Below are 23,462 nucleotides of genomic sequence, written 5' to 3'. Positions count from 1 at the left end.
CACAGAAACTTATGCTTCCAGTTTTTTAAACATTCTTAATTTGTTTCCATCGCTGGTGGATTGGAGTTCTATATCATCCATTATTTTTTTAACGAGCATAATGCCAATACCACCTTTGTTTTTCTTTTTAATAAGGTCTTCCAGGTTGGGTTCGTTGTAATTCACAATGTCGAAGGTGTCTCCTTTATCTACAATCTCAAACCACACACCGGAGGCCTCGAATTTAATGTTTAGCCGAACGCTTTCCAGTGGGTTCGATTGCAGCCCATGGATAATAATGTTTGCGCAAACCTCGTCTACAGCCAGAACCATCATGTTTACTTCTATCTCAGGTATGTTGTGCGAGTACAACACATCTGTGACAAACTTGCGCATGAGCCTGAGTTTGTTTTTGCTACTCGGTATGTCGAAACTATATGCCATTGAGTGCTTTTTGTGCCTCTTCTTTATTTTCTTTTATCGTTAATAACTGGTCTAACCCTAAAATGGCAAAGACCTTTAAGACTTTCTCAGAAAGCCCAAATAAGATAAAGTTGACTGAGTTGGTTGATATTTCTTCTATATAAGACATGAACACGCCAAGCCCTGCAGAAGAGATGTAGTTAAGATTGGTACAATCAATGAGTATATTTTGGTGGTGTTCGTCAAATGCATCTCTTATGGCCTTGTCAAGGTTTATAGCCGAGCTGGCATCTGCATCTCCTTCTACGGCTATGAGCAGATAATTGTTTTCTTCTATTCGATTAATGTTGATCATGTCCTTTTATTCTACGTGTATTAGTTAAACTTGATCACTACCATGGTGTAATCATCATTGAGGTCTTTTGTTCCGCAAAACTCATAGAGTTTGCCAATAAATATTTTTTGAATCATTACCGGATCGTAATGTGCATTTTTCTCCAGAAGCGACTTCATTCGGTCATAACCAAACTCTTCGCCCTGGGCATTGGAGGCTTCTGAAATGCCGTCTGTGTAAAGCACCAAAATGTCGTCTTTTTCAAAGGCAAGTTCATTAATATGAATAAACTTTCGGAAGCTATCATTGCGCAAAATGCCGAGTCCGAGTCCTTTATTCTGGAAATACTGCGCTACTTTATCTCTTTTACTATAGTATAGTGTTGGGCAATGACCGGCTCTCGAAAACTGCATGGTTTTGCTATGGGTATCCAGAATAAAATAGGTTAGCGTAATGAAAGAGGTTCGCTCCAGGCATTGACTTAAAGCTTTGTTGGCCCTAAATAAAAATTCATCGGCCGGCAGATCCATTTGGGCTAGCGATTGAAAGATGCCCTTCATCTGAGACATGTGAAACGCAGCCGAGGTTCCCTTGCCCGATACGTCTCCTATTACTATGGCAAACTTATGATCACTCAGCCTGAAGGTATCGTAATAATCGCCCCCAACTTCGGCAGCGGCAATGGTAAAGGCGTGAATACTAAAGTTTTCGTCATGGTCTAGCTTTTCCGGTAGTAGAGCTCGCTGCACACGTTTGGCAATATCCAGCTCCTCTTTATAGCGTTCATTAGAAATGGCCTCACCCATGAGCCGAAAATTTTCGATAGAAATGCTGGCCTGGCTTGCAAAGGTGTTAATGATGTTGATCATTTCCTTATTAAAGCCATCGCTCACCTCGCTGAGCAGATACATAAATCCGGTTACTTTATTTTGTACCGTTATTGGCACAACAAATACCGATTTGTAACTGGATTTTTTGAGAGTTACTAAAATGCGGTCTGTATCGGTGTTTGAGCTGCTAAGAGGGTTTTTCATTACGGTGCGGCTCTTGCTGCTCATTACCTGTTCCTTCACCCGGTTAATGCTTTCACGGCTAATGTTTTTGTTTATAAAATGCACTGTGCTTTCATCCTTACTCACTTCTATCCAGCCGGCTGTGGCATATACAGCGTTCATCGATGAGGTGAGTAGAATATCGAAGATTTGCTCTTCATTTTCGCCACTTTGAATGGATTGACTGAGCCGTTGGAAGTTAATGGCTTCCTCCATTTTGCGCTCGAATACAGACGATGTGGGCAGATTAAAGAGAATAACCAGAAGCGAAAATACACTATAGAATAGCAAAAAGGTGAATAGTGTAATTACAAATAGACTCTTGATGGGATTGAGGAAATCCATGGATTCGGCCGGAGGCACATAGAGTTCGGCAAAGAAGTAGAAAATGTAGATGGTGATGAGCACAATGAGTAATATGCTCTTCCACTTTTGCTTAAAATTAAGGTAGGCTACCCACTTTAGGTTTCCCGAGAGAATGATAGACATGAGGGCCATGGCCGCAAAGACTATTTTAAAAATCAGACTTTCTTCCAGCTCTAGCCCGGTTAGATTAAAGAATATAGACCCAACCACAAGTAGTTCGAACGCATGCCAGTAAAAGAGCAGCCTTTTTGACTTCTGATATAGAATGAGCTTTTTCCAAACCGTAAAAGTAGAAATGAGAAATACCGAAATGATGGCGGTATTGACACTAGTGATGAAAACGTTTAGAAACTCGTTTTTGGCCAATACGGTATCGGCAATGGAGTCATAAAACAGCCTAAAAGCCAGGGAGATGATGGTGGTAACCAGGCCTATCGCAAAAACTCTCCAAAGCAGATCTACAAAGTTGCCGCTATCTACTTTTCGTATTCTGAACCTATAATAAACAATGATGAACACATAGAAAAAGTCCATCAGCAGGAGGGGGATGCTGGGCGAAATACCCAACTCTACTCCATTTTTAATCGCAAATACTTGTAAAACGTCAATCAACGAGGCTATAAGCCACAGAAGTATGGCCAGCACCATACTAAGGCGCATGTAGAACTTCGGAGTGAGTTTAAAGTTAATTGACATGACTTCGACCGAAGTTACAAATTATACCATTCGGTTGATAGTTGATAGGCTTCTAGCGTAAAGTCAGTCCTAACTCGACCAATTGCTCACTGTTTATGGCAGACGGTGAGTCTATCATCACATCTCTTCCTGATGTATTTTTCGGGAAGGCAATGTAATCTCTTATAGTTTCTGAACCACCAAACATTGCACAAAGCCTATCGAAACCAAAGGCGATTCCTCCATGGGGAGGGGCACCATATTCAAATGCATCCATTAAAAAGCCAAATTGTGCTCTTGCTTCGTCATCGCTAAAGCCCAGATGTTTGAACATGAGTTGCTGAGTGGCTTTGTCGTGAATTCTAATAGATCCACCCCCAATTTCTACTCCGTTAATCACCAAATCGTAGGCGTTGGCTCTTACTTTTCCCGGGTCAGTGTCTAGCAACTGAATGTCTTCTTTGAGAGGAGAAGTAAAAGGGTGGTGCATAGCATGGAACCTTTCGGTTTCCTCGTCCCATTCCAGTAGAGGGAAGTCTACAACCCAAAGCGGCTTAAATTCATTGGGGTTCCTTAGTCCCAGCTCTGAGCCCATATGTAGGCGCAGTTCATTCATTTGTTTTCGTGTACTGGCCGTTTGGCCCGAAAGCACAAGCAGTAGGTCGCCCGGTTGAGCTCCCGCCTTTTGAGCCCATTCTGCCAAATCTTGTTGTGAATAAAACTTATCTACAGAAGACTTATAAGTGCCATCGGTGTTACACTTCACGTACACCAGCCCCTTGGCACCTATTTGAGGTCTCTTCACAAAATCGGTGAGTGCATCGAGTTGTTTGCGGGTATAATCTGCACAGCCCTTGGCGCATATGCCCACCACTAATTCGGCTTGGTCAAATACGTTGAACCCCTTGTTTTGGGCTACATCGTTGAGTTCAACGAACTCCATTCCAAAGCGTACGTCTGGCTTGTCGCTGCCATATCTGCTCATGGCTTCAGCATAAGTCATGCGCGGAAACTCTCCCAGTTCTACACCTTTAATGCTGCTAAATAGGTGGCGAGTCATGCCTTCAAACGTGTTGAGCACGTCATCACGTTCTACAAAAGACATTTCACAGTCTATCTGAGTAAACTCTGGCTGACGATCGGCACGTAAATCTTCGTCTCTAAAACATTTTACAATTTGAAAGTATCGGTCGAACCCTGAAACCATAAGCAATTGCTTAAAGGTTTGAGGTGACTGTGGCAAAGCATAAAACTCACCCGGATTAATGCGTGAAGGAACCACAAAGTCTCGGGCGCCTTCTGGCGTAGACTTAATCAGCACTGGGGTTTCAACCTCTACAAACTGCTGATTGGCCAGGTAGTTTCTTACAGCAATGGCCATTTGGCTTCTCAGTTCCAGTTTTCTTCTTACTGTGCCCCTTCTCAAATCGAGGTACCTGTATTTCATTCGAAGGTCTTCACCTCCGTCAGTTTCATCTTCAATAACAAAAGGAGGGGTTTTGGCGGCATTCAAAATTTCGAGACTCTGCACATCAATTTCAATAGCTCCGGTGGGTATTTTGTCATTCTTGGCGTAGCGTTCAACCACCTTGCCTTTAACTTGCACCACAAACTCTCTCCCCAGTTTTCGGGCTGTTTCCATGGCCGATGCCGAAGATCTCCCTTCCTCAAGCGTTAGCTGAGTAATACCATACCTGTCGCGAAGGTCGATCCACAATAAGCCTCCCTTGTCTCTAACCTTTTGTACCCAACCGGCTAAAGTTACTTCTTCTCCTACCTGTTCTATTCTAAGCTCTCCGCAGTTATGTGTTCTCAGCATGGACTTCTGTTAAAAATGAGTGGCAAATTTAGTAATTGTTTTAGCATTTGGGCTTAATATTGACTTGAAAACGAAGCCTATGGAATTGAGCGTCCACTCTGATGAACACTTTATGAAACAAGCCTTAAAGCAGGCCAATATAGCCTTTGAAAAAGGGGAGGTACCTGTGGGTGCAGTAGTGGTGGCCGAAAACCGAATTATAGCCCGGGCGCATAACATGACAGAGCAGCTTACGGACGTTACGGCTCATGCGGAAATGCTGGCCATAACGGCTGCTTTCGATGCCATAGGTGGAAAATATCTGAATGAATGCACTTTGTATGTTACCTTAGAGCCATGCAACATGTGTGCAGGAGCCTTGTATTGGGCTCAACTGGGTAAATTGGTATTTGGTGCAAGCGATCAAAAAAGAGGATTTACCCTGAACCCTAAAAATTTACTTCACCCGCGAACAGAAGTGGTGAGGGGTTTGTTAGAAAACCAGAGCGAGAGCCTGCTTAAGCAGTTTTTTGCTCAACTGAGATAAAAGTTAAATTTTTGTTGAATCATAAAATTACACAACATGGCATTTGAACTACCAAAATTACCTTATGCCTATGATGCGCTAGAGCCGCACATAGATGCAAGAACAATGGAAATTCATCATGGCAAGCACCATGCTGGCTATACAAATAACCTCAACAATGCAGTATCCGGAACCGACATGGAAGGCAAAAGCATTGAAGACCTTTTGGCTAATCATAGCGACAATGCGGCCATTAGAAACAACGGAGGAGGTTTCTACAATCACAACCTGTTTTGGGCAGTAATGTCGCCCAATGGAGGAGGCGAACCTTCTGGTGAGCTAGCCGATGCAATCAACTCGGCTTATGGCTCGTTCGATGGGTTTAAGGACGCTTTTTCTAAAGCAGCAGCAACTCGCTTTGGTTCGGGCTGGGCTTGGCTTTGTGTACACTCGGGAGGAAAAGTAGAAGTTTGCTCATCGCCCAATCAGGACAACCCGCTCATGCCCAATGTAGGCTGTGGTGGTCTGCCAATTCTTGGACTCGATGTTTGGGAGCATGCATACTACCTCAACTATCAGAACAGAAGACCAGATTATATCTCTGCTTTCTTCAATGTAATAAACTGGGAGGAAGTGAGCCGAAGATATGCTGAGGGAAAATAACCTCAACTAAATGATGTGCAAAAGGCCACGCAAAAATGTGTGGCCTTTATTTTTCCTAAAAAAGAATTGTTTTTTTATGGTCATCTCAATTACATTAGATAGCCATTTAATTTTTTCAATAATAAGTTAATCTTAACTATGCTTAAAAGAATACTAGCGGTAATGGCCTTTGCAGGCCTATTTACCCTCAATTTACACGCGCAGATCGAAGAATTTGAGTTTGGAGATGTTAGTGTCGAAGATCTTGCCATGACGGTTTATCCGAAAGACTCCGGGGCTGTGGCCGTTTATCTACTCGATAAAGGTTATGCGTTTATGGTACAGTCTGACCTAAGCATGATGCTTGAGGTGCATGTGCGCATAAAAATCTTAAAAGAAGAAGGTCTTGAATACGGAAACGTTTCGCTTCCTTATTTGAGAGGACAGTCTGAAATCACCAAACTTAAGGCCGCAACCCACAACCTGGTAGATGGCAAAGTGGTGACTACAGACATTAAACGAAGAGACTGGGTAGATGAAACCATCAATGATGATCGCAGGCTCAAGAAGTTGTCGTTTCCCGATGTTAAAGTAGGCTCTATTATAGAGTATAGCTACAGCCGCAAAACAGGAGACATTGTGAATCTTCCGGCATGGGTATTTCAGACCAATATTCCGGTTAGATACTCCGAATACAAAATAGACATTCCTTCTTTTGGTATATACCAACCCAATTTTCAGGGATACCATCCGGCTGCCTATGTAAACAATACCTCAGGGGTCAATCATATCGTAATGAAAGATGTTCCGGCTCTCAAAAGAGAACCATACATTTCTACGCTGGAAAACTACAGGTCTAAAATAGACTATGAGATTAAGTCGATTAACATCCCCGGCTACATCAATAAAACCTACATGACCGACTGGAACGATATTAACAAAACCTTGTACGAGTCCAGTCAATTGGGAGATGTAGTGTATAACACCGGGCCATTACGCCAAATTTATCCGGAAGAAAAAGGCTGGACAGCCAACAAAGAAAGTCTTGTGGAGATATTCAACTACGTAAGAGATCATTTTAAATGGAATCAACGCTTTGCTTACGGAGTGGTAGACCGTTCTAAAAAGTTGTGGGAAGCTGCTGAAGGAGACAACGCGGATATTAATGTAACCTTAGCCCAGTTTTTAACTAAAGCCGGTTTTCAAGTCTATCCTGTAGTTCTTAGTACAAGAGGTCATGGCTACTTGAAGCAGTTCGTACCCCTTGTTAAGCAGTTCAACTACATGGTTATTTGTGTTGATATGGATGGAGAGCGTATTCTACTGGATGCTACCGACAAATATCGACCGTACAATGTATTACCTCCCAGAGCGCTAAATGGTGAAGGACTTATGGTACGAAAAGGAGGTCTCGAATGGATTGACCTTCGAACCAATAATGAAATGGATTCCAAAACTGTATCGGGGCAATTTAGACTCAACGAAGATGATGTGTTGGAAGGAAAAGTAGAGGTGAATTTCTATGGGTTGGCTGCTTCGCGAATAAGGAAGTCTGTGTATGAGAAAAAGGAGAAGCAGAACACCACCGAAGAAAAAGAAGATGAAAAGACCGAGGAGGAAGACGAAATTAAGGACTACGAGGCCGGGGAAATAGAAAACGCAGTATTGGAAAACGAATCCAACCCGGAAAAGGAGCTTGTACTTAAGTACGATTTCACTCTTGAAGACAATGTGAATATGATTGGAGACAAGATTTTCCTTAACCCATTCATTATTAAGACAGTAAAGGAGAACCCATTTAAACTGGAAAACAGGAAATTTCCTGTTGAACTGCCTGCGCCTTTAATGGATACCTACCTCTTTCAGTTTAAGCTACCCGAAGGGTTTGAAGTAGAAGAGTTACCAGAATCTCAAAACCTTGTATTGCCGGATGGCGGAGGAAAGTTTATGTTCATTAGTGGGGTTCAGGGAGACGAAGTTCAGGTGATGATTAGGCTGCAGTTGGCCAAAACAGTCTATTTACCACAAGAATATGCCGGGTTGAAAGAACTCTTCAACCTAATTGTGATGAAACAAGAGCAGCAGATAGTGTTGAAAAAGAAGGCAGAATGAGGCTCGCGATTACCTTACTTTTTCTACTTGGCCTGGTGCAGGCCAATGCACAGAATTATGCTGTGGAGAGCATACCCGAAAACCTGCGCAAAGGTTCAGATGCAGTCATTCGAAAAAGAAGCATAGAAGTAGAGATTTTAGATGAAAAAACGGCAAATCACAAAGAAGAATTTGTGGTTACCATTTTCAATAAAGATGCTGTTAGTTTAGGCTATTTTTATGAGGTCTATGACAAACTGAGGAAGATAAAGGGGATTAACATTAACTACTACGACAAAAATGGTAAGCTGCTAAAGCGAGTTAAAAACCACGAAATACAGGACTTCAGCGGATCCGATTCGGGTGAACTGGATGATTCTCGGGTGAAGTACTATGAGCCCGAACCTTATGATTTCCCCTTTACGATGGCCTACGAGTTTGAATTCGAATACTCAAGTACCATGTGGTTTCCTAATTTTATACCCTCTTTTGGGCAGCGTATAGGTGTAGAGTATGCTTCTTATAAAGCGGTGGTTCCGGCTCTGTATGAGCTGCGTTATAAGCTTTTTAATGGCCTCGAAGAACCCGTTTCTACCATAAATGATAAAGGCAATAAAGAGATGCTTTGGGAGATTAGGAACCTTGAGCCATTCAAAAAGGAATATATGAGCTCAACCCTGAATTCAATGATTCCGCATGCCCTTATTAGTCCCTCTACTTTTCAGATGGAAGGTTACTCTGGCGACATGAGCAGTTGGGAGGCTTATGGAGAATGGCAGGCCAAACTAAATAAGGGAAGAGATGAACTGACGGATGAAGTGAAAGCAGAAATCAGTCGGTTGGTTGCCAATATCGATGACCCTAGGGAGAAGACCCGTAAAATCTACCAATATATGCAAAGTAATACACGCTATGTAAGTATTCAGTTGGGTATTGGAGGGTATCAGCCGTTTCCTGCCAAAGAGGTCATTAGAACGGGATATGGCGACTGTAAGGCACTTACTAATTACACTTACAGTTTGCTGAAACATGCCGGTATAAAATCGAACTATGTAATCATAAAGGCCGGAGAAAACGAGAGAGACATTCATGTCGATTTTCCTAACCCGAGATTTAATCATGTGATTTTGGCGGTGCCTTTTGAGAAAGACACTGTGTGGCTGGAGTGCACCAATCAATTGGCTCCGTTTAACTACTTAGGGGATTTTACAGATGACAGACACGCCCTCTTGATAACAGATGAAGGCAAAGGTAAAATTGTAAAGACGCCAAAGTATACGGCAGAAGATAACCTGATAAGCAGAACTATACGGGTGACCATGGACACCGATGGTAATGCTCAGGTGAAAGCCCAAACAGACTACACCGGTGTGTACTATGGAAACTTGTTTTACCTCGCCAGGGACGGCAAAGAAGACCAGAGGAAGTATCTGCTCAATAGCATTGACCTTCCTACATTCGATTTAGGAGATTTTTCGATAGAGGACAATCGCATGGGTGAGGAGCCTGTGTATACTGAAAAAATAAATTTTCAGGTTAGAAAATTTGGAGCAGCCAGTGGTAAAAGAATGTTCATATCGCCAAATATTCTGAGCAGACTGAACGAAGCTCCTCCAAAGAGTGAAAACAGGAAAGCTGAATTGAGAATACAACGTGGGCAGCTCACGGTCGATACGGTGAAAATTCAACTTCCGGAAGGATACAGGCTTGAGTTTCCCGGAGAAGACCAGGACCTGACAACGGAGTTTGGTTATTACAAAGCCCAGTACTCATTCGACCATGAAACGAATGAACTTACCTATGTAAGGCATTTTCAACTCAATGATGGTACCTATGCACCGGACCGCTACGAAGACTACCGGTCATTCTTGAGAGACGTAGTTAAACTGGACAAGGCCAAACTAGTGCTAATTGGGAGCACCTAAGAGCAACTATTAATTACTCTACAGCCTAAGGATTTTGACCCTTGTTGCAGAGTAATTCTAAAGCCTATTGTTGTGCTGCTTCGCGAATGATTAAAGAGCAGGCTCAAGCCTGCTCTTTTTTTATGTTTAATTTATAAATGGTGGATATTGTCAATAAGACTATCATCCCCTCTATTATGAGTATTAAAGTCAAGCTGTCAATGAAGAAAGGTGTTAAAATTCCTGCAAGAATGGCAAGAAGGCACACTAGTATTTGCTTTAATTTTTGGCTCGACCGCTCATTCTTAAAAACAGTTATCCTTATCATCTCTAATAGGATAACCCCTACTATTACAATTAACCATTTCATAACTTTGATTTATATTACAATATGCGCAAGGTACGTGCCGCCATTCTTCCGAGAAATCCTCCAGACGCAGTTACAGCACCGATGAGCATACCAATAAGTGCTTCATCTTCGGATATTTTTCCCGTATCCCAATCCCAGTCGTTGGTCATAATTCTATGCGCTAAACCGGTTGTCAAAGCACCTTCAATTGCCTCTATCACATTGTTGATAACAACTCTCAAAGCTATTGCGGGTAGTATTTCTTCTTCGTAATAGCTTACGCTACATATTTTGTTCTACGTTGTTCATCGCTTCATTGTGCAAAACTCCATAATTTGAGCTTGGGCTTAAAACTAAACCTTCTGTGATTTGGTCATCTCTAATGAATCATCCAAACATCCTGTAAGCAAAAAGGCTGAGCCAATTAACATGATTGTCCTTTGCTTAAAAAAATGCTTAGTGTGTATTTTTCCTCAATAATTTAAAAATAAAATATGGTTACTCATTTAGATCGCATTTGTTAGATCCAGTATACTAGCCACAAGCTGTGTCCTTACAGTGTCTTTTAACAGCCATTTGTGAGGACACAAATGGAGGCAAGGTTCAGAAATATACTTCTTGCGACTTAAGTAAGTAACCCTAAAATAAAATTCTGCAAAGAATATTCAGACGCGCTCATCTAGTTACGACTAATTGGGAGCACCTAAGAGCAACTATTAATTACTCTGCAGCCAAGGATTTTGACCCTTGTTGCAGAGTAATTCTAAAGCCTATTGTTGTGCTGCTTCGCGAATCATAACCGTAATTTGCTCCGTAGTGGTACTTTTAGAAAGGCTTTCGGCATGCTGTGTAATATCTAGCCCATATTCTTCAGCCTTTTCACTTACGCGCATAGGAATTATCAGGTTGGTGAGCTTGAAAAAAGCGTATGAAAGCCCAAAGGTGAAGGCTCCTACCAGAAATACTGAAGCCAGGTGACGTAAGAAAGTAGTGGTTTCTCCATAGACCAGGCCTACCTCTTGAGCAAATACTCCGGTTAGTATCATGCCCACAATACCACCTACGCCATGACAAGGAAATACATCGAGTGTATCGTCAATCCCCGTTTTGTTCTTATAGTAAACTACAATATTGGAGACAATGGCCGCACATACCCCTATAAAAACACTTTGACCAATGGTAACAAAGCCGGCTGCCGGAGTAATAGCTACGAGGCCCACTACTGCCCCAATCGAAGCACCCATTCCGGATATTTTTCTACCCATAAGCGCATCATATAACACCCAAGCCAACATGGCCGCTGCCGAAGCCACTGTGGTGGTTGCAAAGGCTAGTGCCGCTGAGGAGTTGGCACCCAATGCCGAACCGGCATTGAAACCGAACCAACCGAACCAAAGAAGGCCTGTTCCCAGAAGCACAAATGGCACATTGTATGGCTTATGTGCTACTCCGTGGCTTTTTCGCTTGCCTAAAATTATGGCTGCAGCAATGGCGGCAAACCCGGCAGACATGTGCACCACTGTTCCTCCTGCAAAATCAAGAACCTCCCACCTGCGCAATAGTCCATCGGGGTGCCATGTCATATGAGCCAAAGGGCAGTAGATAAAAAGGCTGAACAGAATGATGAACAGTAAAAAACCCGAGAACCGAACGCGTTCGGCAAAACTACCAGTTATTAATGCGGGAGTTATGATGGCAAACTTCATCTGAAACAGGGCAAACAAAACAAAGGGAATGGTAGGGGCAAGGTCGGGATGGATAGCTGCTCCTACTCCATTAAAAAACGCAAACGTCATGGGGTTTCCGAAAACTCCACCAATAGAGTCTCCAAAAGCAAGGCTAAACCCTACCGAAACCCAAACAAGGGTAATAATACCCATGCAAATGAAACTTTGAAGCATGGTAGAGATCACATTTTTGCGACTCACCATACCACCATAAAAGAATGACAGCCCGGGAGTCATGAGCAGCACAAGGCCCGTGGCGGCCAACATCCAGGCCGTATCGGCACCGCTAATGTTGGGGTCGTCAAAACCTGTGAGCGTACCACTATCAAAAAGTGAAACAAGAGCCAGTAAAATAAGGAGGGCGAATGCCGGAAGCCATTTTTTCATCATTTTCCAATTTATGATTAGTTAATGGTTCATTTTTGAACCAAAAAATATCTGTATGACGAAAAATAATAATGAATAGGTTGTTTTTTGTTCGGTGCGTTTAACTATTCAGTAAATCGTTTGAAAAAGGGGAAAAAAGAAAACGTCATTCCGGGGGCTTCGTCAGAGGATGTTGTCATTCTCTACTGAGAGAAAGACCAACCCCGAAGCATTTCCCGGAATGACGTTAATTGTATGCCTGACCGGCCGATTAATTCAGCTTGGTCTTTATGGCATCGATTTTCACTTTGGCATCTTGTCTACCAAGGTCATAAGCCTTTTGGTAGGCCGTTAAAGCCAGCTGATAGCTGTTCTTTTTCTTGGAAGGAGCCAACTTTGTTCTTTGTGCAGCCAAGGCATAAGCCTCGCCCTGTGTGTAGAAGGCATCGGCCTCACTAATTTTAAAGCTAGCTCTCAAATCAGCGATCTGCTGGTTCAACATTTCAAGTTCCAAAGCTTTTGCGGCAATCTCCGCATCTTGATTGCTGATGGTTTCTTTCTGCATATTGTTCAGAACCATCAACTTTTGGTTATTATCCTTTTCAGTCTTCAACTGAGCCTCTAAAGTAGTAATTTCTGCTTTACGTTGCTCCAAATCGGCTTTCAAGGTTTTAATGGTTTGCGAATATGCATTTTGAGCTGAGCGAGACTCTTTCACCGTTTTTTCCAATTTGCTGATTTGCAAACTTGTTTGCTCAATGTAGTCTTTGAGGTCGGTCATCTGCTCCAGAAAATCCTCATGCTGATCGGAGTTTTCAAGAGTTACTTTCAGCATTTGCCTGCTAAGGTTAATAGAGTCCATTAAGCTAATGGCAGTCATAAGGGTGGCCGAGGCTTTTTGAGCACTCTCCAACTCGCTGGAAACACTATCCAGCTTGGTTAGCAAGGTGGTGTTTTCAGATAAGAGTTGCTTTTTCTCCTGGTTACAGGCCAATACAGATATTGCCAGTAAGGAGATGATCAGATACTTTTTCATTTTCTATTCAAAATTCATGCATTGGACGCAAGAGTCTTGAAAGGTCACAGGAGATAGTGACTTATTATTCTACTTTTTTTCTAAGAGACTTTTCAGTTCGTTCAGTTCATCTCTCAATCTGGCGGCTTCCATAAAGTCTAGTTCTTTAGCAGCCTTTTCCATGGACTTTTGGGTTTTTTCGATCATTTTTTCCAGAGCCGGTTTGCTCATATAGGCCACTACGGGGTCGGCTGCTACGGAGTGTTCCTCAGGCTCAGCATAATAGTTCTTCTTGTTTTTCTTTGAATCAGCCACACTGGTCTGGTTCATAATGGCCTCTTTAGACTTACGAACTGTCTTTGGAGTAATGCCATGAGCCTTGTTGTATTCTGTCTGAATGCTTCTTCTTCTGTTGGTTTCGTCAATAGCTTCTTGCATAGATTGTGTCACCACATCAGCATACATAATTACCCTTCCGTTTTCGTTTCGGGCGGCTCTTCCTATAGTTTGTATTAACGAACGCTGATTTCGCAGAAAGCCTTCTTTGTCTGCATCTAAAATGGCCACCAGAGAAACTTCTGGCAGATCCAGCCCTTCGCGTAGCAAGTTCACCCCTACGAGTACGTCAAAAATACCCAACCGAAGTTCTCTCAATATCTCTACCCGGTCTAGCGGATTCACTTCTGAGTGTATGTAGCGAACCTTTACCCGGGCTCGCTCCAGGTACTTGGTGAGTTCTTCTGCCATACGTTTGGTAAGGGTAGTCACTAGTACGCGTTCTTCTTTTTTCACCCGGTCATCAATTTCCTCTAGCAAATCATCGATTTGATTTACACTAGGTCTAACATCGATAATTGGGTCAAGTAGGCCGGTGGGGCGAATAATTTGTTCAACCACTTCTCCTTCTGTTTTATTGAGCTCATAGTCTCCGGGGGTGGCCGATACATATATCACTTGGCTGGTAAGTGCTTCAAACTCATCGAACTTTAGTGGGCGGTTATCGAGTGCTGAAGGAAGCCTGAAACCGTATTCTACCAGATTTTCTTTTCTTGAACGATCTCCTCCCCACATGGCCCTAACTTGTGGTACGGTTACATGACTCTCATCTATTACCAAAAGGTAGTCATCCGGAAAATAATCGAGCAAACAGAAGGGGCGCTGACCTTTTTGCCTACGATCGAAATAGCGGGAGTAGTTTTCTACTCCTGAGCAATAGCCTAGTTCACGCATCATTTCAATGTCAAATTCGGTACGCTCTTTCAATCGCTTGGCTTCAAGAAAACGTCTCTCCTTTTCGTACTGTTCTAGCCTTTCTACCAGGTCATCTTGTATTTCTTTAATGGCTGTATGCAATACCTCCTTGCCTGTTACGAATAGATTGGCGGGGAATATAGTGATGATCTTTTCATCCGATATTTTCTTTCCGGTAGCCGGGTCAATCTGCTGAATGGCCTCAATTTCATCGCCCCAGAAGTAGATGCGATAGGCGAAGTCTCCATAGGCAATGAAAATGTCTACGGTATCACCTTTTACCCGAAAGGTGCCTCGTTTGAACTCTGCTTCGGTCCTGCTGTAGAGGATATCGACCAAGGCAAAAAGTAGCTGGTTTCGGGCCACCACATCGCCCACCTGAAGACGAACTACGTTTTTGCCAAACTCATCCGGATTACCAATACCATAGATGCAGGAAACCGAAGCAATCACTATTACATCTCTTCTGCCTGTGAGCAATGAGGAGGTGGCGCTCAGTCTCAGTTTTTCAATTTCATCATTGATGGAAAGATCTTTCTCTATGTAGAGGTTGCTGTTAGGGATAAAGGCTTCCGGCTGATAATAGTCGTAGTAGGAGATAAAGTACTCCACGGCATTTTCAGGAAAGAACTGTTTGAATTCTCCATAGAGTTGTGCAGCCAGGGTTTTATTATGGCTCAAAATGAGTGTAGGCCTTTGTGTTTGCTGGATAACATTGGCAATGGTAAAGGTTTTACCAGAGCCGGTAGCCCCCAGCAACACCTGATAAGGCTCACCCGCTTCTACATTGGTAACCAATTGTTCAATGGCCCTGGGCTGATCGCCAGTTGGCTCAAACTCAGAAGTGATTTTGAAGTCCATATTAGTTAATAAACATACCCTCCCTGACAGTGTCTTTGGTAGTTTCCGTAATTGTCGAACTCAATAAAATATTTGTCACAACCAGATGGCCTATAAACACTCAAGATAACAACGGTTTTCCCTTTAACTAAAGTGAAATGTCTAGACACTTCAATATATCTTTTCCTTTTAGAAATTTTAGTTGAACTACTCGTTTTAATATTCCAACTAGCTTCAGTGACTAAGAAAATATCAGTTTCACTCTGGTAAGTTTTAGATGTTTTTACATCGTTCAAATAGTCCTTGAAGCATCTAGGAAAATCATAGAGACCAAAATCAGCTTTTGAGGTTGTTGGGTTTAGGAATAGCCTGAATTGTTGATAGTTCTCTTCCTCAATAATATTCTCGAAAAAATAGTTCAATGCCAATTGTTCATACTTTGTCTCTTGGCATGTCGAATTTTTTTCAATCAGAAATCCAAATAGAGTAAGAAGTAGGGCTCTCTTCATGGCAGAAGATACTTAGGAATTCCAAATCTCCCAAGCCGCTTCTGCCTGTCCGTGGAGCATTTCCAGTCCGTTTTTTACCCAGCATTTGGCATCAATTCCTTTTTGCATAAAAGCAGTTTTTAGCGGATTATAAACCAGATCATATAGAAAGTGTTCTTTGGTAAGTTGTTCGTATGGTAGTGGTGGTAATGTGTCCGTATTGGGGGCCATGCCCAGTGGGGTGGTGTTAATAATGAGCTTCGTAGTATGGAGTATGGAGTATTGAGTATTGAGAAGGTCATAGCTCAATTGGCCTTCCTTAGGATTTCGGGACACGAATTGGTGTTCGATGCCCAGGTCTTCTAAAGCAGCTTTTACTGCTTTAGATGCTCCGCCTGTTCCCAGAATCAATGCTCTTTCAGGTATTGGGTTAGGGCCTACAAATTTGACAAGTGACTCTTTAAAGCCGCTATAGTCGGTGTTATAACCTATCAGTTTTTTCCCTTGAATTTTAATGCAATTGACAGCGCCTATTCGCTCGGCTTTTGGGTCTATTTCGTCCAAATATGCAATTACCTGCTCTTTATAAGGAATGGTAACATTTAAGCCGGAAAGCCCTTTCTCCGATTTGATAAGTTCAGGCAACTCTTCAATTGACTCTATGGGGTAGAGTTCATACTCAAGGTTTTGCAGGCCTTCTTTCTCAAACTTTTCACTGAAATACTTTTTGGAGAAAGAATGACCTAGTGGATAGCCAATCAGTCCAAAACGTTTCATATCAATTACCGGGTTTTAAATATGCTGCCACTCTGTCTATAGCCAAAACAAGCAGAAAACCACCTGCTGCGAAGCCAAGAGCTTCAACAAAGTGAGGCTCCATACCGGTTTGGGACAGATAGTCGTTAGGCATTACGTTTATTTCATAGAGCGGTTTAATCTCACCGTGCCTGTCTACATAAGTTTCTACGGCTTTTTTCCATGGCCAGACTTTATAGAGAGAACCAATCATAAAGCCTGATAGTACGCCTACCGTAATGTTGTGAAACTTATTAAAAAGCCAGCTTACCAGGCGTGCAAAGCTTAGGAGCCCAACAATGCAACCTAAGGCAAAGATGATAATGTCTACCACCTTAAATTCCTTTATGGCCGTGAGCACATATTCATATTTGCCAAATAGCAAGAGAATAAATGATCCGGAAATTCCCGGTAAAATCATGGCACATATAGCCACCGCACCGGCTATGAATAAAAACCACTTTCCTTCAGGGGTTTCAGCCGGGGTAGAAGATGTGATTAGATAGGCAATACCAATACCAATAACGATGGCAATGGCCACTCCAAAACTCCACTGTTTTATTTCTCTCAGAATAATGAGGGCTGAAATAACAATGAGTCCGAAGAAGAACGACCATACCTGTATGGGACTGTCGCTAAGCAAATGCGTAATAACCTTGGCTAAGGTGATTACACTGGTGAAGATACCAGCTAACAGGGTGAGCAAAAAAGAGCCGTTTATGTATTTCCAAAGCCCTTTAATGTCCATCCGTCTAAGGTAGCCAAGCGCGGTTGCATCTACTCTTTTAATACTAGTGAGCAATTGCTCATAAATTCCTGTGATGAAAGCTATGGTGCCTCCGGAAACTCCCGGAACCACATCTGCTCCCCCCATGGCTAGTCCTTTGAGGTAGAGGGTAATGTAATTTATGAGCTTGCTCATGGGTTAAACTTTGCGATCGAGAAAATGATCGAACGTGTCGCCCCGTAGTCCCAAACGCAGGGTTTCTAAAGGGATAACTTCCTCAGGAGCGATATTACCGAGGTTTACGTTGGCTCCCATTAGTTTAATGAAATATACCTGTTGGGCTTTCTGAGGTGCTTCCCAAATAATTTTTTCGAAAGGAATTTTGGTAAGGATTTCCTGTACTAGGCCGGATCTTACTTCGCCTGTAGATCTAAAGAGGCCTACATTGCCACTTTCTCTGGCTTCGCCAATTACCTTCCATGCTCCTGCATCCAGCTCTTTTTGCATCAGTTCTATCCACTTGTAAGGAGGGATAATTTTTTCAGCATCCTTGGAGCCTACTTCGGAAAGAACGGTTACTTGTTCTGCCAGTTTGGTTATGTATTCGCATTTCACATCATGGTCCAGCTCAATGGAGCCATCAGAAACTTCGGCAAAGGGCATATTGTATTTGTCGAGCACTTTTCGGTAATCATCAAATTGATTCCTCACAATGAATGCTTCGAACAGAGTTCCTCCAAAATAGAAGGGTATACCTGCTTCTCTATATACGTTGAGTTTAGCGTCTAAATTAGGTGTCACATAAGAGGTGGCCCAGCCCAACTTCACAATATCTACATAGTCACCGCAAACGCTGATGAAATCCTCGGCCTGTCTCACGCTAAGGCCTTTGTCCATAGCCATAGTGAAACCTTTCTCCCGTGGTTTTTGTGCCCTTTCAGGCACGTCTGTTAAAAAGTAATGCATTTAATTCTTACTTCTGTATTGATCGATAATCTTGAATAACGCTTTTTGCGTTTCCAGTTTAGGAAAAAATTCGAAGAGCACTTCGTGTTTTTCGAAGTCCAAAATTAAGGCATTTTCTAGATAAGTAAAGGCTTCGCGGTAATGACCTGCCGTGATTTGATAAACCACCATGCGGTATAATAGCTCAGCATCGTCAGGAACCTCCTCCAAGGCTCTATCAATGAGTGAGATAGCTTTTTTCATTTCGCCCTGCTCGTAATGAATAAATGACCAGTCGAGCCAAATTTCATTATTTACAGGCTCCAGTATGGCCGCTTCCTGATAGGCCTCTATGGCCGAAACTACGTTGCCAATGTTATACTCGGCAGTGGCCACGGCCATCCAGTAGTTAGCATTTTCTGGATCTAACTTTAGGGCCTTGTTTAAAAAGTGTATGGCCTCGAAGTATTTTTCTTGTGCCGAAAGGCAACAACCTATGCCATACCAGGCATCTTCATAAAACTGATCGATTTTAGAAGCTTTACGGTAATATTTAATTCCGTATTCGTATTGCTCCATTTTTTCGTAGGCTGCCCCAATGCAACAGTAAACCTCAGAAGATGGCCCCTCGTTGCTGAGGGTGTTTTTATAAGCTTCCAGTGCGTCTTGGTAACGCTCCAGATTCATATATGAATTACCCAGATTGAACCAGGCAGAAGCGAAGGTGTCGTCAATTACCAGGGCAAAATCGTAGGCCTTTACGGCCTCTTCAAACTTTTCTAGCTTATTATATACAATGCCCAGATTATACCAGGCATAAGCCGAATAGGGGTCTCTGTCGATAAACTCTTTATAGTAGGCTACGCTATCTTCCAGTTTACCTGTAACGTCCAGGCAGTATGCCAATTCGTAGAGTGCCGATTCGTGGTTGATGTCTGTCTCTATGGCTTGTTTATAAAAATCAATGGCGACTTCGTATTTGCCATTGGTTTGATAGGTGAGCCCTATGTTGTAGTAAACTTCTGCTTTATCTTCTGCTCCATCGAGCGTAGAAAGCAGAATTTCAACGGCCTTCTCAAACTCACCCAAAATAGAGTAAATGTTGCCTTTTACGGTCAGCAATTCCGGGTCGTTGGGATGAAGGTTTTCGGCTTCTTCAATTACCTTAAGGGCCTCGTCATATTTTTCTTTGCCCACAAGGCATTGAGAAATTAAGATGCTAATCTCTAAACTGAAGGGGTATTGTTGAAGGGCCATTCGTCCGGCCTTTAGCCCTTTTCCAAACTGTAGTCGTTCCAGGTAATAATGAATGATGGTCTCATATTCTTCGATGTCGAAGAAATGAAAACCTTTGTTTTTGAGAAGCTCCTCAAACTTGCTAATCAACCCACGTTCCTCTTCTCTACTCGGATAGTCTTCCTGCATTACGTCAATTGGTTTACTTAAACTACGAATTACGGCACATTTAATCCATACAGAACGATTAAAATTTTCCCGAATTCATTGGGATAACCGTTCAACTATTTGATTTACAGTTGATAGCGATTTTTGAGTTCGGCAATGGTCCAGTCTACCGATTCTTCGAAAGATCTAAATTCTACGCCCAGTGTCTTTTTTATTTTTTGATTACTGAAATGGAATCTGCTTCTGCTCAAAATGGCCGTGTCTTTAGTAATCATTGCTTCTTTTCCGGTTATTCTTGAGCGTACAAACTCAAGAGCTACAGCCACGCGCAGCATCCAGGGTTTCACTTCTTTAGCCGGAGGTTTCTTTCCGAAGCTTCTGGCAATGGTGCCAAAAAACTCTTTGTAGGGTAATGACCCGGCATTGAGAATGAACCGTTCTCCGTGAATGTCAGACTCCAAAAGTTTAACGGCTATTTCGGCTACATCGCGTACATCAACAAAATTGGCATGTCCGGCCGGATGGAAGGCCTTTTCGTTGTAGGCATAATGAAAAACCGAAGTGCTGCCTCCCTGCCCCCAAAGACCGGGTCCTAAAACTACTGAGGGGTTAATTATCTTGACCTCGAGCCCTTCCTGGGCTCCTCTCCAAACTTCCAGCTCTTGGAGGTGCTTGGAACGGGCATAAATGGAATCATATTTGGTGCCTTCCCAACGGTCCTTTTCTGTAATCTCACGTTGATTGGGCTTTCGGCCAATGGCGGCTACAGAGCTCACGTGTAAAAATCTTTTTACATTTAATTTGAGACAAGTGTTTACTAAATCTGCAGTACCCAAAACGTTGGTTTCGTACATTTTGCTTTCAAACCGCTTGTCGAAAGATATAATGGCGGCTCCGTGAATAACAGCATCTATACCGGTAAGAGCGCTTTCCAGAAATACGGTGTCGTTCATATCGCCAATTACCCATTCAATTTGCCCCGCAATATCTTCTAGCAGAGTCATTTGACTTGCTGCACGCTTTACGGCTCTGATTTGGTGCCCCTTTTGCAATAACTCACGGCATATAAAGCTTCCTAACAAACCGGTAGCTCCCGTTACAAATACTTTCATTCTATAGCTGGTGATTTAATAAGTCTAACTCGAGCAGCTTTTTCCAATACCTGGTAGTGCTAGCTGTTTTTAGTAGTTCTATGTGTCCTATTTGATGACAATCGGTTCCAACCATTCGTATAGCCTTCATATCAATAAGTCGTTCGGCTAGTTTCTGAACAGGTTTAGAATAACAGCCGGTTAAAGAAATGGCGTTCAACTGAAAAATGATATCCCGATCTAAAAGTTCCTCAATAAGCTGTGGTTTTTCTAGTAAATAGAGGTAGCGCTCCGGATGAGCAAATACCATTTTATACCCTTTCATGGTTAAATGAAAGCTTGCTTCTTTAAGCTCAGGGGGCTCATTTATAAAACCGGTTTCAACCAGTATATAGTTTTTACCAAAAGTAAGCAGCTCTTCATCGGCCGAAAGCTTTTGCATAAAATGCTCGTCCAGGTAATACTCAGAAGCCGCCTGAAGTTCAATAGAGATATTTGCCTGCTCAAGAGCTTCTTGCATGGTTTTAAGGCCTGAGCGTATATTTTTTGGGGTATTGTCGTAAGTGCCCCACATAGTGTGCGGGGTGGTAATCACCTTTTTATATCCCAGAGCTTCCATAGTACGCAAAATTTCAAGGCCTTCTTCAATGCTTTGAATACCATCATCTATGCCCGGAATGAGGTGCGAGTGCACATCGGTAGTAATACCGCCCAGGTTGGGAGCAGACTTCTTATTGCGCAAAAATGAAAAAAGGCTCAAAATGCAGGACTTTGCTTATAGGCCGCAAAGTTAGGTAAAACTTGATCCTTTTCTGAAACTATAGGGTTGCTGATTCCCCAGTCAATTCCCAGGGATGTGTCATTCCAGAGAATGCCTCCTTCAGACTCCTTGTGGTAATAGTTGGAGCATTTGTAAAAGAAGACAGAGTCTTCTAGCGCAACAAAACCGTGGGCAAACCCTGCAGGAATTAAGAACATATTGTGACGTTCGGCCTCAAGTAAAACCGTGTGATGTTTTCCATAAGTAGGCGAGTCTTTGCGAATGTCCAGAGCAATGTCTAACACCTTACCATGAATAACTCTAACCAACTTGGCCTGAGCATGTGGTGGCTTCTGAAAATGGAGTCCCCGAAGGGTGCCTTTTACGGAAAATGACTCATTGTCCTGAACAAAATCTTCCCGAATACCCAGCTCCTGATAAAGTTCTCTTCGGTACGATTCAAAAAAATAACCCCTTTTGTCGCCAAAAATATTAGGTTCTAGTTCGTATAAGCCATCAAAGCCGGTTTCTATAATCTTCATAACGGAATTATCAACTCAAATATGTTCAATATGTGCTTAGAGAGAAATAAAGTTAGGTGCAAATTTTATAGTTAAACCTTTGTTTCGACCACTGACTGATTTTAAAGGTCTGTTTCACAAATGATTCGATTAATGGTAACTTGCGGCATTATTTATGGGAGGATTCGAAACAAGACCGCAAGAAAACGATAAAGCTGTGCTGGTAGCTCTGGTGAACAGGGACCAGCCGGAAGAAACCGTGATAGAATATTTGGATGAACTGGCTTTTTTGGCCGAAACGCTAGGGTTGAATGTGGTGAAGTCTTTTACTCAAAAGATGGACAAACCGGATATTCGATCGTTTGTCGGGAAAGGCAAGCTAGAAGAAATCAAAACCTACGTGATTGCTGAAGAAGTACAGGTAGTGATTTTTGATGATGATCTTACCCCATCGCAATTGCGGAACCTGGAGAAAGACCTGAAGGTGAAAATCTACGACCGAAGCTTACTCATACTGGATATCTTTCTGGAAAGGGCTCAAACGGCTCAGGCCAAAACGCAAGTGGAGTTAGCTCGTTCTACCTACCTTTTACCCCGCCTTACCCGTATGTGGACTCACCTTGAAAGGCAGCGTGGAGGTACGGGAACAAGAGGAGGAGCCGGTGAAAAAGAAATTGAGACTGACAGGCGAATGATTCGAAATCAGATAGCAGTTCTCAAAAAGAAACTGGAGAAAATAGAAAAGCAAAACGAGGTGCAGCGCAAGTCCAGAGGCACCATTGTACGAGTGGCTTTAGTAGGCTATACCAATGTGGGGAAGTCTACCCTAATGAGGATAATGACCAAAGCCGATGTATTGGCCGAGAATAAGCTCTTTGCTACGGTTGACTCTACAGTGAGAAAGGTGGTTATTGATCAGATTCCTTTCCTTTTGTCCGACACCGTTGGGTTTATAAGAAAGCTACCAACACACCTTATAGAGTCTTTTAAGTCTACCTTGGCTGAGGTAATGGAGTCCGATATTCTATTGCACGTAGTAGATGTTTCGCACCCCGGCTTCGAAGATCAGATGGCTACGGTTAACCAAACGCTGGTAGATATTGGTGCGGCAGATAAACCCACCATTTTGGTTTTCAATAAAATAGATCAGTTCAAAACTATTGATGAGGAGATGAGGGAAGAAATGGATAACCCTCCGCCTACACTAGACGAATTGAAGCGCACCTATATAGCTAAAGGGGAAGATGCTTCTGTATTTATTTCTGCAGTTAACAAAACGAATATAGAGGAGTTTAGAGAGGTGCTAATGGAAAAGGTGAAGAAGCGACACTTTACCATTTTTCCTAACTACCTTAAAGACGCGCGGTACTAAGGAAACTCTGAATTTCTTGCT

The 23,462-nt window shown here is 42.6% G+C and carries 22 protein-coding genes; 5 read left to right on the top strand and 17 right to left on the bottom strand.

Going from position 1 to position 23,462, the window contains the following annotated elements; genetic code table 11:
* Positions 1 to 9: 9 nt before the first annotated feature.
* The 4 genes from IE164_RS02335 to aspS are packed head-to-tail and all read right to left on the bottom strand — an operon-like array spanning position 10 to position 4,648.
* Positions 10 to 423 (bottom strand): ATP-binding protein, encoded by a 414-nt coding sequence (locus tag IE164_RS02335; protein WP_189628570.1) that lies wholly within the window; start codon positions 421 to 423, stop codon positions 10 to 12.
* Positions 413 to 757, bottom strand: a complete 345-nt coding sequence (locus IE164_RS02330) for an STAS domain-containing protein (RefSeq protein WP_189628569.1) — start codon at positions 755 to 757, stop codon at positions 413 to 415. Before IE164_RS02330 ends, IE164_RS02335 begins: the two co-directional genes overlap by 11 nt.
* 20 nt (positions 758 to 777) lie before the next feature.
* Positions 778 to 2,850 carry a GAF domain-containing SpoIIE family protein phosphatase gene (locus IE164_RS02325; RefSeq protein WP_229838491.1) on the bottom strand — a complete coding sequence of 691 codons (2,073 nt, stop codon included), beginning with the start codon at positions 2,848 to 2,850 and terminating at the stop codon, positions 778 to 780.
* A 52-nt stretch (positions 2,851 to 2,902) separates the two neighbouring features.
* Complete coding sequence (aspS, locus tag IE164_RS02320; protein WP_189628568.1) at positions 2,903 to 4,648, bottom strand: aspartate--tRNA ligase; 1,746 nt, start codon at positions 4,646 to 4,648, stop codon at positions 2,903 to 2,905.
* A gap of 79 nt (positions 4,649 to 4,727) precedes the next feature.
* Between aspS and IE164_RS02315 the strand changes: the two genes are divergently transcribed.
* The 4 genes from IE164_RS02315 to IE164_RS02300 all read left to right on the top strand — a co-directional run bounded on the left by IE164_RS02315 (position 4,728) and on the right by IE164_RS02300 (position 9,811).
* Positions 4,728 to 5,174, top strand: coding sequence for a nucleoside deaminase (locus IE164_RS02315; RefSeq protein ID WP_189628567.1), 447 nt, complete (start codon positions 4,728 to 4,730; stop codon positions 5,172 to 5,174).
* Between the two features lie 36 nt (positions 5,175 to 5,210).
* Positions 5,211 to 5,816, top strand: coding sequence for a superoxide dismutase (locus IE164_RS02310; RefSeq protein WP_189628566.1), 606 nt, complete (start codon positions 5,211 to 5,213; stop codon positions 5,814 to 5,816).
* Between the two features lie 138 nt (positions 5,817 to 5,954).
* Complete coding sequence (locus tag IE164_RS02305; RefSeq protein WP_189628565.1) at positions 5,955 to 7,907, top strand: DUF3857 domain-containing protein; 1,953 nt, start codon at positions 5,955 to 5,957, stop codon at positions 7,905 to 7,907.
* Positions 7,904 to 9,811, top strand: a complete 1,908-nt coding sequence (locus tag IE164_RS02300) for a transglutaminase-like domain-containing protein (protein ID WP_189628564.1) — start codon at positions 7,904 to 7,906, stop codon at positions 9,809 to 9,811. The genes IE164_RS02305 and IE164_RS02300 overlap by 4 nt, the downstream gene beginning before the upstream one ends.
* Before the next feature lie 103 nt (positions 9,812 to 9,914).
* Here IE164_RS02300 and IE164_RS02295 read toward each other — a convergent pair whose 3' ends face one another.
* The 13 genes from IE164_RS02295 to rfbC all read right to left on the bottom strand — a co-directional run bounded on the left by IE164_RS02295 (position 9,915) and on the right by rfbC (position 22,090).
* Positions 9,915 to 10,160: a hypothetical protein gene (locus IE164_RS02295; RefSeq protein WP_189628563.1), complete on the bottom strand. Its 246-nt coding sequence runs from the start codon at positions 10,158 to 10,160 to the stop codon at positions 9,915 to 9,917.
* 14 nt (positions 10,161 to 10,174) lie between these two features.
* On the bottom strand, positions 10,175 to 10,381 hold the full coding sequence (locus IE164_RS02290) for a hypothetical protein (RefSeq protein ID WP_189628562.1): 207 nt from the start codon (positions 10,379 to 10,381) through the stop codon (positions 10,175 to 10,177).
* A gap of 528 nt (positions 10,382 to 10,909) precedes the next feature.
* The gene (locus IE164_RS02285; protein WP_373298944.1) at positions 10,910 to 12,256 is read right to left on the bottom strand and encodes an ammonium transporter; all 1,347 of its coding nucleotides are present in this window, start codon (positions 12,254 to 12,256) and stop codon (positions 10,910 to 10,912) included.
* Positions 12,257 to 12,503: 247 nt separating this feature from the next.
* Positions 12,504 to 13,268, bottom strand: a complete 765-nt coding sequence (locus tag IE164_RS02280) for a coiled-coil domain-containing protein (RefSeq protein ID WP_189628561.1) — start codon at positions 13,266 to 13,268, stop codon at positions 12,504 to 12,506.
* Positions 13,269 to 13,337: 69 nt separating this feature from the next.
* Entirely contained in the window at positions 13,338 to 15,359 is a 2,022-nt protein-coding gene (gene uvrB / locus IE164_RS02275; RefSeq protein WP_189628560.1) for an excinuclease ABC subunit UvrB, read from the bottom strand.
* Positions 15,360 to 15,364: 5 nt separating this feature from the next.
* Complete coding sequence (locus IE164_RS02270) at positions 15,365 to 15,847, bottom strand: hypothetical protein (RefSeq protein WP_189628559.1); 483 nt, start codon at positions 15,845 to 15,847, stop codon at positions 15,365 to 15,367.
* Positions 15,848 to 15,859: 12 nt separating this feature from the next.
* Entirely contained in the window at positions 15,860 to 16,603 is a 744-nt protein-coding gene (locus IE164_RS02265) for a shikimate dehydrogenase family protein (RefSeq protein ID WP_189628558.1), read from the bottom strand.
* 1 nt (position 16,604) lies between these two features.
* Complete coding sequence (locus IE164_RS02260; protein WP_189628557.1) at positions 16,605 to 17,543, bottom strand: polyprenyl-phosphate transporter; 939 nt, start codon at positions 17,541 to 17,543, stop codon at positions 16,605 to 16,607.
* Between the two features lie 3 nt (positions 17,544 to 17,546).
* Positions 17,547 to 18,314 (bottom strand): phosphosulfolactate synthase, encoded by a 768-nt coding sequence (locus IE164_RS02255; protein ID WP_189628556.1) that lies wholly within the window; start codon positions 18,312 to 18,314, stop codon positions 17,547 to 17,549.
* The gene (locus IE164_RS02250; protein WP_189628555.1) at positions 18,315 to 19,718 is read right to left on the bottom strand and encodes a tetratricopeptide repeat protein; all 1,404 of its coding nucleotides are present in this window, start codon (positions 19,716 to 19,718) and stop codon (positions 18,315 to 18,317) included.
* A 104-nt stretch (positions 19,719 to 19,822) separates the two neighbouring features.
* Positions 19,823 to 20,809, bottom strand: coding sequence for an NAD-dependent epimerase/dehydratase family protein (locus tag IE164_RS02245; RefSeq protein ID WP_189628554.1), 987 nt, complete (start codon positions 20,807 to 20,809; stop codon positions 19,823 to 19,825).
* 1 nt (position 20,810) lies between these two features.
* A complete protein-coding gene (locus tag IE164_RS02240) occupies positions 20,811 to 21,548 on the bottom strand; it encodes a tyrosine-protein phosphatase (RefSeq protein ID WP_189628553.1) in 738 nt (245 codons plus the stop codon).
* A complete protein-coding gene (gene rfbC, locus IE164_RS02235) occupies positions 21,545 to 22,090 on the bottom strand; it encodes a dTDP-4-dehydrorhamnose 3,5-epimerase (protein WP_189628552.1) in 546 nt (181 codons plus the stop codon). Before rfbC ends, IE164_RS02240 begins: the two co-directional genes overlap by 4 nt.
* Positions 22,091 to 22,244: 154 nt before the next feature.
* Here rfbC and hflX point away from each other — a divergent pair, with 154 nt between their 5' ends.
* Positions 22,245 to 23,441 carry a GTPase HflX gene (hflX, locus tag IE164_RS02230; protein WP_189628551.1) on the top strand — a complete coding sequence of 399 codons (1,197 nt, stop codon included), beginning with the start codon at positions 22,245 to 22,247 and terminating at the stop codon, positions 23,439 to 23,441.
* The last annotated feature ends 21 nt before the right edge of the window (positions 23,442 to 23,462 follow it).

This window comes from Roseivirga thermotolerans (assembly GCF_014653175.1).
Taxonomy (GTDB): Bacteria; Bacteroidota; Bacteroidia; order Cytophagales; family Cyclobacteriaceae; genus Roseivirga; species Roseivirga thermotolerans.
The sequence above is the reverse complement of the archived record's forward strand: the minus strand, read 5'-3'. Positions and strand labels throughout refer to the sequence as shown.